Genomic DNA, 17,585 nt, shown 5'->3' with positions numbered 1-17,585 from the left:
GGTCGGGCCGCCCACATCACCACAAGACTTGACGCACAGACCCCGGGCGTCAGGACGACACGGTTTTGCCGTACGCTAATAGCACCGGTCGTGTGCGCGACGCCTTCGCTCACGGTTTCCCGCCCTGCGAAGCCCTTCGCGCCGATGCTGCCCGCGTCCACCGCAGCTCACCCCACGTTTCGTGACGATCGCGATACGCCCCTCTGACCGGGATGAGGTGGCGAAGGAATACGCTAAAGCCGAATTTCGGTAAAGCGAAATCTTTTTGCGGGGTCAGATTGACCCGCGACTTGTGTGTTTTGCCCGACGGGGAACGCAAGGGATTGTAGCCCGGATGAGCGAAGCGACATCCGGGATTTGTGCGAGCGGCAGTCCCGGATATCGCTTCGCTCATCCGGGCTACGAAAAGCCGAACTCACTGCCGGCGGCAGACCAGGTCGATCTCGATCAGCGCGTCATAGGCAAGCCCGGTGACGCCGATGCAGGTGCGGGCCGGCAGCCGTCCGGGCGCGAAGAATTCGCGATAGGTGTCGTTCATTGCGGTGTAGTCTTCCTTGAAACGCGTGAGATAGATGCGTGTCATGACGACGTGTTCGAGACCGAGATCGACGCCCGCCAGGACCACCTTCAAATTCTCCATCACCGCCCTCGTCTGCTTGACGATGCCGTCGGGCAATACGCCCGGTGTTTGCGGCGTGTCCGGCATCTGGCCGGTGACGAAGACAAAACCGTCGGTCTCCACCGCGTGGCTGAAGGGCGCGACCGGCTTCGGTCCGCCGCTGATCATGTGGAATTTCACTGGGGTTCCTTGTTACTTACGGCGCTTCTTTCAAGGGAAGGCTTGTCTAGGGGTAGGTTTGGAACAAGCGCTTGCTGATGATCGCGTGCACGCCCCAATTGCCGTCGACCACCTGCGTGACGCCGAAGTCGACGGCGGCCGACATCAGCGCGATCGCCTCGTCCTCGCTCAGCCCCTTCACGTTCATCAGGAAGCGTCGCATCTTGCGAAACGCATCTTTCATGGCGAGGTCGAGCGAGGACTTTGCGTAGACTTCGCTCTGGCCCTGAGCGCCGAACTCGGCGAGGTAGTTGGGATGGCTGAATCCGGTCAGGACCCAATCGGACTCGGTCTCGATCAGGGGATAAGACAGATCGGCGAAGGGCTGACCGGCGAGGTCGGCCTTCTTGTGCAGGATCACCTCGAAGGTTCCGGTCATTGAGCATTCAATCGCGGTGCCGCTCAATTCGCCGTCACCTTGCGTGGCATGGGGATCGCCGACCGACAACAATGCGCCGGGAACGGAGACCGGAAGATAGACGGTCGCCCCCTTCCCGAGGCGCCAATTGTCGAGATTGCCGCCGAAATAGGACGGCGGCACGGAGTCGATGAAATCGACCTCACGCGGCGCCACCGCGATCACGCCGAAATGGGGGCGCAAGGGAATGCGGATGCCGTCGAGCACGGCGTGGCGGCGCTTCACCGTGCCGGGCAATACCGGAACGCCGGGATAGTCGTAGGTGGCGTGCACCACGCCAAACGGGTCGGTCTGCGGCTCCCAGCGGTAGGAATACAGCGCCCGGGCATACGGCGCGTCGGCGTCGTCGAAGATTTCGTAGATCGTCACGACCTCGCGCGGCTTCGGCCCTGAAAGAAATTCGTCGTAATGATAGCCCCACCAGGCCGCGACCGAGGAGCCGAACACGCGCCCTGAATGTTTCGGATGACGACTTGTGCGCGGTACGATGTCGAGGATCCGCACTTCCAGCACGTCGCCGGGCTGGGCATCCTTCACCGACACGGGCCCTGTGCAGATGTGCACGCCAAAGCCTTCGCCGGCGCCGCGTCCGAATATGCTGGCATCCATCGGACCCGCGCCGCGCCGATCCACGTTCTTCCTCGCCTTGGTCCAGCCGAATACGCTTTCGGCGGCGGTGTCGCCCGCGATCATCAGCTCAGGATCGTCGGAGGCGTGCTGCGTCAGCGTTTCGATGGTGATGGTATCGCCCGAGGCGATCTCGAGCTGCGGCTGTAACGAGCGGCTGAAATATCCCCAATGAACGCGATTCGCTTCGATCGGAAGATGATGATGCTTGCGTTCGGCCGTTCTCGGCTCATCGATGTCGGTACGGGCGAGATTGCCGCGCGCCTCGGCACTCGCCTGGTGCACGCGAAGCTGCGCCAGCGCATCCTGCGGCCAGCCGCGCTGACCGGTTATCCCATGCTGCGTCGTCGCCCGCTCCGCCTCCTGCTGGCGAAACTCGCGCGGCGGCAGTCCGAAGCGATGGCGGAAGGCACGGCTGAAATGCGCGGAATCGCCAAAACCATAGGCGTAGGCGATCTCCGAGATCGAGCGATGCGCCTCGGACGGATTGGACAGATCGGCCCAGGCGCGCTGCAGCCGCCGCTCGCGCACGTAGTGAGTAAAGTTGTCGCTGACGCTCTCGAACAGCTTTTGCAGATAGCGCTCGGAAATTCCTTCGGCCTGCGCGACGCGCGCGGGCACCAGTTCGGGATCGTCGAGGCGGCGTTCGATGGTCTGGCAGATCCGGTGCAGGAGGGCCGACTGCGTCGCGCTCGAACCGGCGTCGGACGTCGAAGCGGCCAATTGATGGGCGAGTGTCAGCAGGAGATCCACGAGCGACTGCGCGACCGCATTCCATTCGGCATCGCTCAGCGTGTCGAGCGTGCGCGCGGTCGCATCCATCAAGCGCGCGAAGACGTCGGCAAAGCCGCTGGGCGGAACGACCCGGGGTTCGCCGAGCCGCGGCCTGCCCGAGCGCCGTCCGTGCTGCGCCTCCGACGTCACCGACAGCACGACGGCGCGCATGTCGCGCTGGAATACGATGCTCCAGTCCCCGCTCCGCGGCAGCAGCACGAGATGGCCGACCGGAACGATACGATGGCCGGCGGCGCTCTTGAGCACCATGCCGTCTTCGACCGGCATCAGCGCGATCGGAACGTCGTCGTTGGATTGCGCGAGCGGTCCGATCGTCTGTGCGCCGGCGGCCATGCGTGTGAGCGCAACACCTGCGGCTTGACGGTGCGATGCGGTCGCATGCCCGTCGAAGAAGGACTGACCGGTAGCAGGTTGCAGGCCCACCGCAGCCAGCACGTCCCGCCAGGCTTCGGGGCGGTCGTCTTGCGCGTAGGACTCGCTGGTGAAGGGACGGAAGCTCATTGGATCGACCCAGATTGCAGTGGATCGAAGCAACCTCTGTGCCAGACGCACGCGGTCATCCGTCGCAGCGACGGGCCGTAAATGACGGTCTTTGGTCACGTCCGCATCCCGAAATGGAATGTGCTTCAATGCATTAGTCGCACCGGAAGATGTTCTTGCGGATCGTGCCGTGAACGCCCCAATTAGCGTCGACCACCTGGGTGACGCCAAAATCGGCGCCGACCGATAGCAGCGAGATCGCCTCGTCCTCGCTCAAGCCGTGCACGGTCATCAGGAACCTCCTAAGCTTGCGGAACGCGTCACGCATCGCACGGTCGAGACTCGAGTGATTGGCAATCTCGGTTTGTGCGTCAGCGCCGAGCGCGGCGAGGTAGTTCGGATAGGTGAAGCCGTAGAACGACCAGGCCTGATCGGTCTCCAGCATCGGATGGTCGAGACCCTCGAGGCTGGTGCCGGCGAGATCGGCCTTCTTGTGCAGGACGAACTCGAAATCGCCGGTCAGCGAGGTCTCGATCGCAGTGCCGCCAAGCTCGCTGTCACCTTGCGCGGCGTGGGGATCGCCGACCGAGAAATAGGCGCCGGGGATCGCGACGGGATAGAACATTCGCGCGCCCTTGCCGATGCGCCAGTCGTCGATGTTGCCGCCGGTATAGCTCGGCGGGATCGAGCTGACGAAATCGGCCTCCGACGGCGCAAGCCCCATGGTGCCGAAATGCAGCCGTGCCGGCACCTTGACGCTCGCGAGGATGTTCTCCCGCTTCTTGATGGTAGCGTGATCGACGCGCACGCCGGGATAATCGATGGTCCGATGCACGATGCCGTCAGGATCAGTCTGCGGCGTCCAGACATAGTTGTAGACCGCCTTGGCGCAGGGCTCGCCGGAGGTGTCGAGCTCGAAGATGGTGACGACCTCGCGCGGCTTCGGCTCCTCGATCAGATCGTGATAGTGAAACCCCCAATTCGCGGCGACGTTGGAGCCGAAGCAGCGCCCGGCATGACAGGCGCTGCAGCTCGGCCGCGGCCTGATATCGAGGATGCGCACTTCGAGGATATCGCCGGGCTCGGCGCCATCGATCGCGACGGGACCGGTGAGGAGATGCACGCCGATCCCCTCGCCTGCGCCACGAATGAATGGGCCTTCGACAGGACCCGAGCCGCGCCGCGCGACTGCCTTGTGCTCGCGCGTCCACTGGAACACGCTCTCGGCGCCGGGATCGCCCTGGATCATGCGCTCGTAATCGTCGTTGGCGTGGTGGGTCAGCGTCTCGATGGTGGCGCGATCGCCCGAGCGCAGCGTCAGGGCCGGCGCGACCTTCTTGGAGAAATAGCCCCAGTGGACGGTTTTCGGCGAAACCGGCAGCGTGAAATGCTTCATGAGGTGGCCTCTTCTGGAAACGCGGTCTTGAACGTTGCGGGTGCGGCTCTCATCGCACCGCCTCCGGAGTCTTGTCGGTTTCCATCACGCTGAGGAAACGCGCAGTCAGCGGATTGCGGGGGCTGGAGAGAACCTCATGCGCGGGCCCCTCCTCGATGATCGTGCCGCCGCTCAGGAAAGCGACACGGTCGGCGACCTCGTCCGCGAAGCGGATCTGGTGCGTCGAGATGATCATGGTGAGGCCATCATCGATGGCGAGCCGCCGGATCACCTCCAGGACCTCGCTGACGAGCTCGGGATCGAGTGCCGAGGTCGGCTCGTCCAGGAGCAGCACGCTGGGGTTCGGTGCGAGCGCTCGGGCGATCGCGACGCGCTGCTGCTGACCGCCGGAGAGATGCCGCGGCAGCGCGTCGGCGCGGTGCGACAGCCCGACCCGATCGAGCAGCTCGGCGGCGCGGCGATCGGCATCGATGCGGGTCATGCCGTGCACCCAGCGCAAGGGACCGGCAATGTTCTCCTTCGCCGAGAGATGGGCGAACAGGTTGAATTGCTGGAACACCATCCCGACGCCCACGCTTGCCCGCTCATTGGCGATCGCGCGGGGCGGCAGCAGCTTGCCGTTGTCGTCGAAACCGAGACGGCGTCCGCCGACACGCACGGTGCCCCCGTCCCAGCTTTCGAGATGATTGATGCAGCGGAGCAGCGTGCTCTTGCCGGAGCCGCTGGGCCCGAGCAGTGCGACGACCTCGCCGACGCGCACCGTAAAATCGAGGCCGGCAAGCACCTTTTGCGCGCCGTAGCTCTTGGTGAGGTCCTTGGTCTCGACCGCGATGTTGTTGCGCGAGATCGTTGCCGCACGCCGGGTGCGTTCCTCGCGGGTCAAGGCCAGCGGCGGCGTGTGGGTGAGCTCAGCCTGTGCAGGCACTTGGACGTCGACGGGCGCTGCGGCAAGTTCGAGCTTGGTGGCGAGATCGACGCGGCGCCAGGGCAGATAGTCGGCGAGCTTGCGCTGGCGACCTTTGGCGCGGTCGAGATCGAGCAGCCATTCGACAAAAAGCTGGATGACGCTGATGGCAAAGGTCAGCACGAGGTACAGCAAGCCCGAGGCGAAGAAGATCGAGAAGAAGTCGAAGGTCGAGGACGCAAGCTGGGTCGAGCGCAAGGTCAGCTCCTGGACCGCGACCACGGAGGCGAGCGACGAATTCTTCAGCGCACTCACGGCCTCGTTGCCGAAGGCCGGGATCATGGTGCGGATCGCCTGGGGCGCGATCACCCGCCACATCAGGATCCGCGGCGTCATGCCGAGCGCCTGGCCGGCCGTCACCTGCCCGCGATCGACGCCGAGCACGCCGGCACGCAGCATCTCGGCGATGAACGGCGCCTCGTTGCAGGCCAGCGCAAGGCCGGCGGCCAGCACCGCCGGCAGTTTGATGCCGATATGCGGCAGCGCGTCGTAAGCGAACACCATTTGCAGGATCAGCGGCGTGCCGCGGAAGATCACGGTGTAGGCCCTGGCGATCGCCGCCAGCAGCCAGAAGCGGGAGAGCTGCATGCCGGCGAGGATCAATCCGAGGATCAATCCGCCGCCGAGCCCGAGGGCAGTCACCTCCAGGGTGAGCTCGATGCCCTCGAGCAGATACGGCATGCTCAGGTAATGGAGGAACAGCGACATCAGTCGGCCGTCAGAATGTCAGGCTCCTTGAAGTTGTTCACGTCGAGCCCATGCTTCTTCAGAAGCTCCATATGCGTGCCGGCCTTCTGGACCTCGATCAGGGCTGCGAGCACGGCGTCGCGGAATTTCGGCTTGTCCTTGGGAACGGCGATGCCGACCGAATACGGGATCGTCACCGCTGTCGCCTTCTCCAGCTTGTCCGGATAGGCCTTGACGGCGCTGTCGACGGTGTTGACGTCGTTGACATAGGTGTCGGCACGACCGGCGAGGATCGCCTGGATGCAGTTGGCGTTATTGTCGTAGAGCTGGACGGTGGGCTCGGCCTTGCCTGCCTTCTTGCACTCGGGCATCAGCGCCTGGATCAGGGGCACCTCGACATAGCCCGTGTTTTCAGCGGCAGCGGCGCCGCACATCGACATGTTGATGCCGTTGATGCCCTTCGGATTGCCCTTGGCCACCAGCACGCCGTCGAACACTTTCGAATAGGTGATGAAGTCGGCGGCCTTGGCGCGCTCCTTGGTGGCGTAGATATCGGAAATCACGATGTCGGCTTGTCCCGCGGCCAGCGTGGTCAGGAGCGCCGCGAACGTCACCGGCTTGTAGGTCAGCTTGAAGCCGAGGCATTCGCCGATGGCTTCGCCGAGATCGATGTCGAAGCCGATATATTTGCTCGGATCCTTCGGATCGATGGTCTCATAGCCCGGCGTGTGCGGGTTGATGGCGTTGACGAGGGTCTTGCCCTTCCAGTCCGGATATTTGTCCTGGAGCGCAGCGCAGGCCGCAGGCGCCGCAGCCTGCGCGCTCAGGGGCGCAGCTGCCAGCGCGCCGAAAGTGACCGCAGCGCCGAGCGCGGCCTTGCGCCAAGACAGCGATGCACGCGCGTTCCCCCGCGCCTGGGGCAATACCGGTCTCTCCATCTCCAGCTCCTTCGAATTGTCATGGCAATGGCCATGTTCCAGATCGCGGAAGCGAGCCTAGGAGGAGAGCGGACCGGAAAGCTTGTCCGCGGGCGTACAAAAAATTGGATGGAAGGAGCCCGCCATTTGGGCAGGCGGCTGCACAAAAACTGTTCGTGAATGCGGACGCCGCAGCGCGCAATTCCGAATTCGGAAGAACCATATGATCCCGCGCTACGCCGCGATCTGCGCGATCATCGAATCATTCGGTGAGGTCATTTGACAGAGATATGACAATCGAAGGACGCATCTGCGGGCGGCGTCCGAAGCACATCACTGCCTTCCACAGCCTGTCCGCAGCATACCCACAGCCTATCCACAGGCCGACTATGCCGGATTCGCGAGCCCCCGCGAGCCACTTGCTGCGCACAAACCCACAGGCCCGGCATGTCAGCCGCCGGCCTGATCGAACACGCTGCGGCAAGCCTCGCTCAAGCTTGACCTGTTACGGCGCAGGCATGCTGTGATGGCGCGAACGTTGGGGATTTCGCCGGCGCAGAGCCGGTAGACGTCGGGGGTACAGGCCCGGCGCTGCTCGGGCGTTCCCTGCTGCGCATGGGCGGCGGAGGCAAACAGCGTCAGGAACAGCCCGACCGTCGAGGCGCGACGCGCCCGGCTTTTCACACCCGCAAACCGCAAGAACCTCGCCTTCATGACCAGTCTCCCGTCTGCCTTGCCCGCCGGCCTGTTTTGGCCGGTGGGCGAAGGGGTAGGAGAAATAAACAGCCAAAGATGTGACCTCCTTCACACTGGAGGCACCCGGCAGGAACCTAAGTTTCCCAACGGGATTTCATCAATCGCTAACCAATCGGGACCCGATTGGCCGATCATTAAAATGCGAACGATCGGCTCAACCGGGAAACAAATCGGCTTTGCGACATTGCGCCATCCGCGGTCCGGAGGGTGTGATGAGCGAAGCCGAATTCAACTTGCTGCTGGATGCCGTCCAGGACGCCATGGTCCATGACGATCTGGCGTTCGTGCCGGGGGAGGATTTCGTGCCGCGCTCGTGGACCTATTACGCGAAGCCCAACGCCTCCGCGAAACCGAAGGCCGCCAATGACAACGACGGCGCCTGGCCCCTGCTGCCGTTTCCGGACGGCTGGTACGCGGCCTGCTAAGGCCAATTTCACCGTGAGCCGATGCGCCCGCGCCCTGCGGGCGTTTTGCTATGGGCCCTACGCCGCGAGATTCGGCATGCCGGCGATCAGGTCTTGACGCGCTCTCCGCCGTCCTGCGGCGCCTGGTCGGGTGCGGCCGGCGGAAAGATGCTGTCATAGATCGCGCGGGCCTCGCGAATGAGGCGAGCCCGCTCCAGCTCGGATTTCGGGACAAATCGGACGATTTCGCTCACGTGCTCTCCAGCGCTCGATCGGTGGGATGCATCACTTCGCAGATGCGAAGACTATGCCAGCAGGCTGAATGGCGGGTTTCCGCCGGGCCCCGGGCAAACCCGGTGTGCGCGGCCACCACGCATTGCCGCCGCAGGCTGATGGCAGCCGCGATGCGATCGAATATTGCTGAGATATCAGGAGGTTGTGATGGAGGCCACGTCGGGACTCGAACCCGAGTAAACGGTTTTGCAGACCGGCGCGTAACCACTCCGCCACGTGGCCCCAACGAGGGCGGAGCAATATAGGGGATCACGGGTTTAGGCAACCCCGACCGGGCAGCTACGCCTTCGCGCCGCCGAGATATTGGCCGAGAATCTCATCGGTTGCGCCGGCCGCCACGATCCGCCCCTCCTCCAGCAGGATCGCGCGGTTGCAGCTGCTCTTGATCAGCGCGACGTCGTGCGAGGCGAGCACCAGAATGCCGGCGCGCACGACGATCTCGTCGAGCCGCTGCCGCGCCTTCTTGCGGAACTGCTGGTCGCCGACGCCGATCCATTCGTCGAGCAGCACGATCTCGCCCTCGACGGCGGTTGCGACCGCAAAGATCAGGCGCAGCATCATGCCGCTGGAATAGGTGCGCAGCGGCAGGTCGAGCCGGTCGCCAAGCTCGGTGAATGCGGCGATCTCCGCGCGCTTGGCGTCGATCTCGGAGCGCCGTGCGCCGATCACGAGGCCACGCCGCATGATGTTCTCATAGCCGGTTGCCTCCTCGTCGAAACCGGCCGAGAGATCGAACAGCGGCAGGCAGCGGCCGAGCACGTCCACGCTGCCCGACGTCGGATGGTAGATGCCGGCGAGTACCCGCAGCATCGTGGTCTTGCCGGCGCCATTGGCGCCGATGATGGCGACGCGGTCGCCGGCACGGATATCGAGGCTGACGTCGTTCAACGCGGAGACGATGTGCGGGACCGCTGTGTTCCGCCGCAACGTCACGGCGCTGACGAACCGGCTGCGCAGCGAGCGGTCGCGGAACGACAGCACCGGAAACCTCACCGAGACGTTGCGAAGCGCGATATGAGCTGCAGGGGTCATATCTCGCACCTCACAGCCAATAGGCCACGCGATGGCGGTATTTTGCGTAGCAGCCGAGGCTGATGACGGCGACGACGGTCGCATAGATGATCCCGAGCAGCCATTGCGCCGTATCGGTCGGCTGCGACAATAGCGGCCTGCGCACCAGATCGAGCAGCGTCGCGATCGGATTCGCGCGGATCAGCCAATAAAACGCGGTGCCGCGCACGGTGTCCTCGGTCCAGATGATCGGAGTCAGGAAGAATACGAATTGCAGGCCGCTGACGATCGCCGAGCCGATGTCACGAAACCGCGCGCAGAGCATGCCGAGCGCAACCGAGCCGCCGAGCAGCACGACGAGCAGGATCGCAATGCCCGGCACCGCGAGCAACATGCTCGCATGCAGCGGCCACGGCATCACGAGATAGAGCAGGACGACGATCACCAGATGATGCGCAAAGATGAGGACGTTGCGCGCGATCATCTGGAGCACATGCACGGTCAGCGGCGCCGGCACGGCCTTGATCAAATGGCCTGAAGCCACGAAGATGTTGGAACCTTCCTGGAGCGTCGTCGCGATCAGCGTCCAGACGATCAGGCCGACGGCGAAGGTCGGCAGAAAGCTCGCGATGTCCTGCCTGAACAGTGCCGCATAGACCGTGCCGACGCTGGCAATGGTCGCAGCGAGCGTCAGCGTGATCCAGAGCGGGCCGATCACGGTGCGCCGGTAGCGCAGCGAAATGTCCATCAGGGCAAGCGTGCCCCAACGATCGAACCGCGCCGCCTGGGCAAGGATCTCCTTGGCTGCAAGCTGAATGCGACGGCCCCTTCCGTTTCCGGCGTTCCGATGGTGCGACAGGATAGCAGATCGCGGCCTGTTGGCCGATGGTCTCTATCCGCCCGCCTCTCGCGGGACAATCGGCCGTACGGATGATCCGGACCGGACTCAGGCTCGCTTGCCCCGCCGGACACCGCGCCGGCGGTCCTTGACCGGCGGCTTTGGCGCCAATTCGGGCATCTCGGTCTGAACCTCACGGTAGCGGGTTAACATCCGTTCGAAACAGGCATTCAGCGTCTCAGCGATGTCCGGGCGCTTCTCCAGAGTGGAGAGGATCGTCGCTGCGGCCTCGATGGTCGACAGTCCGTCCTTCCGAGGCTCCTTGCGCAGGCGCCCGTAGCGCGATGGCGCGGCCGGGTTGAGGATGACGCGCTGGCATTTCAGCATCCAGGGGTTGCGCCACCACAGGGCCTTGGCTTGGCTCCAGGTGCCGTCGAGCAGCACCACACCTTCGAGCTTGCCGAGGCGCGCGCGCTGGTTGTCCGCGACCTCGCCCTTGCGGTTGAGGGCCAGGATTTCGCCCTCGGCCTCGAGGTCGGCGGCGTGCGCCGAGCCGAGATAGAGCACAGCCCAGTGCGAGGCGTTCTCGATCGGCTGCCCCAGCGCCTTGGACAGGCTCGGCCAGGACAAGCCGACCCGCAGCGTGGCACCGGCGAAATGCTTCGCAAGCAGCCGGGCGGTGCCGAGCGCCCTGTCCTGTTCCTGCGGATGCTGAAGGATCAGGAGTCCAAGGCGGTTTTTAAGCGGCGTGACGCTGTCGCAGATGCACAGCGGCACCGGCTTCTGGCAGTGCGGGCATTCGGGGATCGGATCGGCCGGCGCGGCGGCGGTGGGGTTCGACATGGTCGCCGCTATACGCTCTGCAGGGCGGTTCAACAACCCGCCTATTCCGCCGGCGCAGCCAGCGGGCGCGGCTCGCGCCGTCGGCGCAGACGGTCGATCAGCAGGTAGATCACGGGCGTGGTGTAGAGCGTCAGGATCTGCGAGACGAACAGCCCGCCGATGATGGTGATGCCGAGTGGACGGCGCAGTTCCGTGCCGGGCCCGGTCGCGACCACCAGCGGAATGCCGGCGAACAGCGCCGCCATCGTCGTCATCAGGATCGGCCGGAAGCGCGCCTGGCAGGCCTCGAAGATCGCCTCCGCAGACGACAAGCCGCGCTGGCGCTCGGCATCGAGTGCGAAATCCACCATCATGATGCCGTTCTTCTTGACGATGCCGATCAACAGGATGATGCCGACGAAGGCAATCACCGTCAGTGGCGTGTTGGTGAGCTGCAAGGCCAGCAGCGCGCCGAGGCCCGCCGAGGGCAGCGTCGAGATAATCGTCAGCGGATGGGCGAGGCTCTCATAGAGCACGCCGAGCACGATATACATCGCCACCAGCGCGCCGAGGATCAGGAGCGGCTGGCGGCCGCTGGTCTTGGCGAAGTCCCCGGCATTGCCGTCAAAACTGCCGCGAATGCCCTCCGGCATGTGCAGCTCCTCGACCGCGCGCTGGATGTTCTGCGTTGCAGCCTGGATCTGCACGTCCGGCAACAGGTTGAACGACACGGTGGTCGAGGGGAACGACTGCGAATGATAGACCGCGAGCGCGGCCAGCCCGCGCGTCGCATGCACCACGGCCGACAGCGGCACCTGCGCGTCGCCCGCGCCGGCGACATAGATGCGTTCGAGGTTGGACGGGTCGACCTGGAATTTGGGGTCGATCTCCAGCACGGTCATGTACTGGTTGCGCTGGGTGTAGATGATCGAGATCTGCCGCTGCGAGAACGCGTTGTTGAGCGCGTTGTCGATATCCTGGACGCGGACGCCGAGCGCCGAGGCCTTCTGGCGGTCGATCGACAAGGTCAATTGAAGCCCGCCGGGATCGCGGTCGCTGGAGACGTCGGTGATGCCCTCGACGCTCTCCATGCGCTTGGCCACGATCGGCGCCCACTTCTGCAACAGGCCGAGGTCGGTGCTGGTTAGCGTGTACTGGTAGTCGGAATCGCTCTGCCGTCCGCCGGCGCGCACATCCTGGGCAGCGAACATGAACAGGCGGATGCCGGGCACCGGGTACAACGCCCGCCTGAGACGGTCGATCACCACCTGGGTCGAGACGTGGTCGCGCTCCTCCGGCGGCTTCAGGCTGATGAACATGGTGCCGCGATTGGAGGTCGCACCGCCCGGCCCGCCGCCGCTGCCGACGGTGGAGCCGATGCCCGCCACGGCCGAATCCTGCATCACGATATCGGCGAGCCGCTGCTGCAGGCTTAGCATGGACTGGAACGAGATGTCGGCCGAGGCGCGCGTCGCGCCGATGACGAAACCGGAATCGTCGGTCGGGAAATAGCCCTTGGGAATCTTGATGTAGAGCGTCACCGTCAACGCAATGGTGGCGAAGAACAACAGCAGGGTCAGTAGCGGATATTCCAGCGCGGTGCGCAAGGTGCGGGTGTAGAAGGCGACGATGCGCGACAACGAGCCCTCGATGATCCGGTCGAACAGGGTCGCCGTGCCGGACGTAGTCTGCCGGATGTAGTGCGCGCAGATCATCGGCGTCACCGTGAGCGACACCAGCGTCGAGACCAGGATGGCGAAGGTCAGCGTCAGCGAGAATTCGCGCAGCAACCGGCCGACGATGCCGTCCATGAAGATCAGCGGCGTAAAGGCCGCGATCAGCGACAGGCTGATCGACACCACGGTGAAGCCGATCTGCCGGGCGCCGTCCAATGCCGCCTGGAGCGGCCGCATGCCGTGCTCGAGATTGCGGTACATGTTCTCGATCATGACGATGGCGTCGTCGACCACGAAGCCGACGGAGATCGCCAGCGCCATCAGCGACAGATTGTCGATCGAGAAGCCCGCGACCCACATGCCGGCGCAGGTCCCGGCCAGCGCCAGCGGCACGGAGATTCCAGCCGCGATCGTCGGCGTGAGCCGTCGCAGGAATACGAACACGACGACCATCACGAGAATGGCGGTCGCGAACAAGGTCCACTGCATGTCGAGCACGCTGGCGCGGATCGTGCTGGTGCGGTCGACCAGGGTGGAGATATCGACGCCGGCCGGAATCCACTGCTTCAGTGCGGGGATCAACGCCTTCACCCGGTCGACGGTGTCGATGACATTGGCATCGCCCTGCTTGGTGATCTGGATCAGCACCGCCGGCTGCTTGTTGAACCAGGCGATGGAACGGGCGTTGCGGACGGAGTCCTCGATGTCGGCGACGTCGGCCAGCCGGACGAAATTGCCGTTCGAGCTCTTGATGACGATGTCGCGGAACTCTTTCGCGGTCCGCATCTGCCTGTTGAGCGACAGCGTTTCACTCTGGCGCTCGCCGTTGAAGATGCCGACCGGACCGAGCGGGTTGGCGTTGATGATCGCAGTCCGCACGTCGTCGGTGGCGATGCCGGCGTTCGACAGCGCGACGGGGTTGAGCTGCACCCGCACCGCCGGCTGATCGGCACCGGACACCGTGACGTCGCCGACGCCCGGCACCTGCGAGATGCGCTGCGCCAAAACCGTATCGGCGACGTCGTAGATCGCGCTTGCGGACAGCGTCTTCGAGGTCAGCGCCAGAACGAACACGGGAGCGCCGGCAGTGTTGGCCTTGCGGAAGCGCGGTAGCGTCGGCAAATCGCTGGGCAGGTCGACCAGCGACGCGTTGATCGCCGCCTGCACGTCGCGTGCGGCCTTGTCGATGTTGCGGCCGATGTCGAACTGGAGCTGGATGTTGGTCGTGCCGAGCGACGAGGTCGAGGTGATCTGGTTGATGCCCGCGATCTCGCCGAGCCGACGCTCCAATGGCGAGGCGACCGTCGCGGCCATCACGGACGGGTCGGCGCCGGGACGGCTGGCGGAAACGAAGATGGCGGGGAAATCGACATTCGGAACCGAGGCGACCGGGAGGAACTCGTAGGCCACGATACCCAGCAGGAACAACCCGATCGACAGCAGCGTGGTCGCGACCGGCCGGCGGATGAAGGGCTCCGAGATCGATGCCATCACTGCATCCCCTCGGTCGCGCCCGCGACGGGCGGCCCGCCGGATTCCGCCGGCGGCAGCGCCTGCTCGAGGCGGCGGTTGATGCGGTCGAGTGCGAGGTAGATCACCGGGGTGGTGTAGAGCGTGAGCAATTGACTGAGCAGCAGGCCGCCGATGATGGAGATGCCGAGCGGAAAGCGCAGCTCGGCGCCGGTACCGCTCTCGATCGCCAGCGGCAGCGCGCCGAACAGCGCGGCCAGCGTCGTCATCATGATCGGGCGGAAGCGCAAGAGGCAGGCCTGCACGATCGCCTCATGCGCCGGCATCCCCTGCCCGCGCTCGGCCTCGAGCGCGAAGTCGATCATCATGATCGCGTTCTTCTTGACGATGCCCATCAACAGGATGATGCCGATCAGCCCGATCACCGAGAGGTCCTGGCCACATAGCATCAGCGCCAGGATCGCGCCGACGCCGGCCGAAGGCAGCGTCGAGAGGATCGTGATCGGATGGATGTAACTCTCGTAGAGCACCCCGAGTACGATATAGATCGTGATCACCGCGGCCAGCAGCAGCCAAGGCTGCCCCGCAAGCGCCTTGGCGAATTCGGCCGCGTCGCCGGCATAGACGCCGACGATGCTGTTGGGCATCTCGATCCGGGTCTCGATGGTCTTCACGGCCTCGACGGCGTCGCCGAGCGCCGCGCCCGGGGCGAGATTGAAGCTGAGCGAGATCGACGGGAATTGCGCCTGGTGCGAAATCGCGAGCGGCGCGGTGGTGCGGGTCAGCGTCGCCACGGCGGAGAGCGGCACCTGTGCGTTGGGCGCGCCGGCAGTCGCGCTCGCCCCGCCCGGCAGATAGAGCTTCGACAGGATCGAGGGATCGCGCTGGTACATCGGCAGCGCTTCCAGCACGACGCGGTACTGGTTGGCCTGGCCGTAGATCGTCGAGATCTGCCGCTGCGCGAAGGCGTCGTTGAGCGTGTCGGTGATGCCCTGGAGGCTGACGCCGAGCTGGCCGGCGCGGGTGCGGTCGACCGTGAGCTGCGCCCGCAGACCGCCTTCCTGCGCCTCCGAGGAAACGTCGCGGAACAGCGGATCGCGCCGCATCTCGGCAACCAGCTTGCGCGCCCATTCCGACACCAGGGCGGCGTCGGTGCCGGTCAGCGTGTACTGGTATTGCGAGCGGCTCGACTGGGTCGAGATCTGCACGTCCTGCACCGGCTGGAAGTAGACGGTCATGCCGGGGATGGCGGCCACCCGCTCCTTCAGCCGGGTGATGACGACGCTGACATCGTCGCGCCGCTCGCCGCGAGGTTTCAGCGTCATGACAAGACGGCCGACATTGGTGGTCGGATTGACCGAGCCTGCACCGATCACCGAGACCACGCCTGTTACATCGGGGTCGGCCTTGATGGCGTCGGCCGCGTCGGCCTGCCGCTTCTGCATCTCCGCGAACGACACGTCCGGACCGGCTTCCGTCACCGCCGTGATCGAGGCGGTGTCCTGCAGCGGCAGGAAGCCCTTTGGCGCCACGACGTAGAGCGCCAGGGTCGCAATCAGCGTGGCGAAGGTCACGACCAGTGTCGCGCGCTGGCGCTCCAGCACCCAGAGCAGCGTGCGGTGATAGAACCCGACGGTGCGGTCGATGAAGCGGCTGACCGCGGCAAGCCCCGGCACTGCCAGCTCTTCATGGGCATGCTTGAGCAGCCGCGAGCACATCATCGGTGTCAGCGTCAGCGAGACGACGGCCGAAGTCACGACCGCGATCGTCAGCGTCAGCGCGAATTCGCGGAACATGCGACCGACAAGGCCCGACATGAACAGCAGCGGGATGAACACCGCGATCAGTGACACCGTCAGCGAGATCACGGTGAAGCCGATCTCGCTGGCGCCCTTCAGCGAAGCCTCCATCGCGCTGTCGCCATTCTCCATGTGGCGGACGATGTTCTCGATCATCACGATGGCGTCGTCGACGACGAAGCCGGTGCCGATGGTGAGCGCCATCAGCGACAGATTGTCGAGGCTGAAGCCGGCGAAATACATGATGCCGAAGCTCGTGATCAGCGAGAGCGGCAGCGCCACGCCGGCGATCAGCGTGGCCCGCAGCGAACGCAGGAACAGCAGCACCACTAGCGTCACGAGCACGACGCTCAGGATCAGCGTGAACTGCACGTCACGGACCGAGGCACGGATGGTGACCGTGCGGTCGGAGACGATGGTGAGGTTCACGCCGGCCGGAATAGCGCGCTGGACCTTGGGGATTTCCGCGCGGATCTGGCTGACAACGTCGATCACATTGGCGCCGGGCTGACGCTGGATGTCGATGATGACGGCGGGCGAGCCCTGGTACCAGCCACCGGTGCGGTCGTTCTCGAGGCCATCGACGATCTGGGCGACGTCGGCGATCGTGACCGGCGAGCCGTTGCGGTAGGCGATGATGACGGGCTTGTAGGCGTCGGCAGCGGCGATCTGGTCGTTGGCGGCGATGATGTAGGATTGCTGCGCGCCGTCGAGCGAGCCTTTCGGCCCGGAGACGTTGGCATTGGCGATCGCGGTGCGCAGGTCTTCCATGCCGATGCCATAGGCGGCGAGCCGCGCGAGATCCGCCTGGATGCGGACGGCTGGCTTCAGTCCGCCGAGCACAGAGACGCGCCCGACGCCGGAAATCTGGCTCAGCCGCTGCGCCAGAAGGGTGTCGGCGATGTCGCTCATCGCCCGCAACGAGATCGTGTCGGAGCGCAGCGCCAACGTCATCACCGGCGCATCGGCCGGGTTCACCTTGGCGTAGGTCGGCGGATAAGGCAGCGTCTTGGGCAGCACGCCGGCCGCCGCGTTGATCGCGGCCTGGACGTCCTGGGTGGCGCCGTCGATATCGCGGTTGAGATCGAACTGGAGCGAGATCTGGCTGACGCCGAACGAGCTCGTCGAGTTCATCGCCGACAGCGACGGGATCTGGCCGAGTTGCCGCTCCAGCGGCGCGGTGATCAGCGAGGCGATCACGTCGGGACTCGCGCCGGGCAATTGCGTCGTCACCTGCACGGTCGGGAAATCGACCTGCGGCAGCGCGGACACCGGCAGCGCGAAATAGCCGAGCAGCCCGCCGATCAGAAGCGCGATGCCGAGCAACGAGGTCGCGATGGGACGGCGGATGAAGGGTTCGGAGACGCCCATGGGATGCGCCTGCCGCTCAGGC

The 17,585-nt window shown here is 65.1% G+C and carries 13 protein-coding genes and 1 tRNA gene; 1 reads left to right on the top strand and 13 read right to left on the bottom strand.

The features are described from left to right. Positions 1–415: 415 nt before the first annotated feature. The 6 genes from AC0L20_RS29905 to AC0L20_RS29880 form a co-directional block, all read right to left on the bottom strand. Positions 416–799: a RidA family protein gene (locus AC0L20_RS29905; RefSeq protein WP_473294192.1), complete on the bottom strand. Its 384-nt coding sequence runs from the start codon at positions 797–799 to the stop codon at positions 416–418. Positions 800–845: 46 nt separating this feature from the next. Next, positions 846–3,179 carry an acetamidase/formamidase family protein gene (locus AC0L20_RS29900; RefSeq protein ID WP_473294191.1) on the bottom strand — a complete coding sequence of 778 codons (2,334 nt, stop codon included), beginning with the start codon at positions 3,177–3,179 and terminating at the stop codon, positions 846–848. Positions 3,180–3,312: 133 nt separating this feature from the next. Continuing rightward, on the bottom strand, positions 3,313–4,554 hold the full coding sequence (locus tag AC0L20_RS29895; protein WP_473294190.1) for an acetamidase/formamidase family protein: 1,242 nt from the start codon (positions 4,552–4,554) through the stop codon (positions 3,313–3,315). Between the two features lie 49 nt (positions 4,555–4,603). After that, positions 4,604–6,226 carry an amino acid ABC transporter permease/ATP-binding protein gene (locus AC0L20_RS29890; RefSeq protein WP_473294189.1) on the bottom strand — a complete coding sequence of 541 codons (1,623 nt, stop codon included), beginning with the start codon at positions 6,224–6,226 and terminating at the stop codon, positions 4,604–4,606. Beyond that, a complete protein-coding gene (locus tag AC0L20_RS29885) occupies positions 6,226–7,143 on the bottom strand; it encodes an ABC transporter substrate-binding protein (protein ID WP_007610235.1) in 918 nt (305 codons plus the stop codon). Before AC0L20_RS29885 ends, AC0L20_RS29890 begins: the two co-directional genes overlap by 1 nt. A 429-nt stretch (positions 7,144–7,572) precedes the next feature. After that, complete coding sequence (locus AC0L20_RS29880) at positions 7,573–7,836, bottom strand: hypothetical protein (RefSeq protein ID WP_461323084.1); 264 nt, start codon at positions 7,834–7,836, stop codon at positions 7,573–7,575. Positions 7,837–8,090: 254 nt separating this feature from the next. On the opposite strand from AC0L20_RS29880, the gene AC0L20_RS29875 reads away from it, so the two are divergent. Further along, complete coding sequence (locus AC0L20_RS29875) at positions 8,091–8,303, top strand: hypothetical protein (RefSeq protein ID WP_473294187.1); 213 nt, start codon at positions 8,091–8,093, stop codon at positions 8,301–8,303. A gap of 86 nt (positions 8,304–8,389) precedes the next feature. Here AC0L20_RS29875 and AC0L20_RS29870 read toward each other — a convergent pair whose 3' ends face one another. From AC0L20_RS29870 to AC0L20_RS29840, 7 genes are all read right to left on the bottom strand, one after another. After that, on the bottom strand, positions 8,390–8,536 hold the full coding sequence (locus AC0L20_RS29870; protein ID WP_007610232.1) for a hypothetical protein: 147 nt from the start codon (positions 8,534–8,536) through the stop codon (positions 8,390–8,392). Between the two features lie 188 nt (positions 8,537–8,724). Beyond that, a tRNA-Cys gene (locus tag AC0L20_RS29865) sits at positions 8,725–8,798 on the bottom strand. 57 nt (positions 8,799–8,855) lie between these two features. Continuing rightward, entirely contained in the window at positions 8,856–9,608 is a 753-nt protein-coding gene (locus AC0L20_RS29860) for an ABC transporter ATP-binding protein (protein ID WP_473294186.1), read from the bottom strand. A gap of 10 nt (positions 9,609–9,618) precedes the next feature. Beyond that, positions 9,619–10,335: an ABC transporter permease gene (locus AC0L20_RS29855; protein ID WP_473294185.1), complete on the bottom strand. Its 717-nt coding sequence runs from the start codon at positions 10,333–10,335 to the stop codon at positions 9,619–9,621. Positions 10,336–10,533: 198 nt separating this feature from the next. Next, a complete protein-coding gene (locus AC0L20_RS29850) occupies positions 10,534–11,268 on the bottom strand; it encodes a tRNA-uridine aminocarboxypropyltransferase (RefSeq protein WP_473294183.1) in 735 nt (244 codons plus the stop codon). Between the two features lie 41 nt (positions 11,269–11,309). Then, positions 11,310–14,414 carry an efflux RND transporter permease subunit gene (locus AC0L20_RS29845; protein WP_473294182.1) on the bottom strand — a complete coding sequence of 1,035 codons (3,105 nt, stop codon included), beginning with the start codon at positions 14,412–14,414 and terminating at the stop codon, positions 11,310–11,312. Continuing rightward, entirely contained in the window at positions 14,414–17,563 is a 3,150-nt protein-coding gene (locus AC0L20_RS29840) for an efflux RND transporter permease subunit (RefSeq protein ID WP_473294181.1), read from the bottom strand. The genes AC0L20_RS29845 and AC0L20_RS29840 overlap by 1 nt, the downstream gene beginning before the upstream one ends. Positions 17,564–17,585: the final 22 nt, after the last annotated feature.

The organism is Bradyrhizobium sp. Kon58, assembly GCF_055807455.1.
Note: the sequence above shows the minus strand (reverse complement) of the source record. Positions and strands in the feature narration are given on the sequence as shown.

Coding starts and splice junctions, on each gene's coding strand:
- AC0L20_RS29850 (WP_473294183.1), bottom strand. CDS start 11,268: ATGTCGAACCCCACCGCCGCCGCGCCGGCCGATCCGATCCCCGAATGC.
- AC0L20_RS29895 (WP_473294190.1), bottom strand. CDS start 4,554: ATGAAGCATTTCACGCTGCCGGTTTCGCCGAAAACCGTCCACTGGGGC.
- AC0L20_RS29840 (WP_473294181.1), bottom strand. CDS start 17,563: ATGGGCGTCTCCGAACCCTTCATCCGCCGTCCCATCGCGACCTCGTTG.
- AC0L20_RS29890 (WP_473294189.1), bottom strand. CDS start 6,226: ATGTCGCTGTTCCTCCATTACCTGAGCATGCCGTATCTGCTCGAGGGC.
- AC0L20_RS29880 (WP_461323084.1), bottom strand. CDS start 7,836: ATGAAGGCGAGGTTCTTGCGGTTTGCGGGTGTGAAAAGCCGGGCGCGT.
- AC0L20_RS29860 (WP_473294186.1), bottom strand. CDS start 9,608: ATGACCCCTGCAGCTCATATCGCGCTTCGCAACGTCTCGGTGAGGTTT.
- AC0L20_RS29845 (WP_473294182.1), bottom strand. CDS start 14,414: ATGGCATCGATCTCGGAGCCCTTCATCCGCCGGCCGGTCGCGACCACG.
- AC0L20_RS29885 (WP_007610235.1), bottom strand. CDS start 7,143: ATGGAGAGACCGGTATTGCCCCAGGCGCGGGGGAACGCGCGTGCATCG.
- AC0L20_RS29875 (WP_473294187.1), top strand. CDS start 8,091: ATGAGCGAAGCCGAATTCAACTTGCTGCTGGATGCCGTCCAGGACGCC.
- AC0L20_RS29855 (WP_473294185.1), bottom strand. CDS start 10,335: ATGGACATTTCGCTGCGCTACCGGCGCACCGTGATCGGCCCGCTCTGG.
- AC0L20_RS29900 (WP_473294191.1), bottom strand. CDS start 3,179: ATGAGCTTCCGTCCCTTCACCAGCGAGTCCTACGCGCAAGACGACCGC.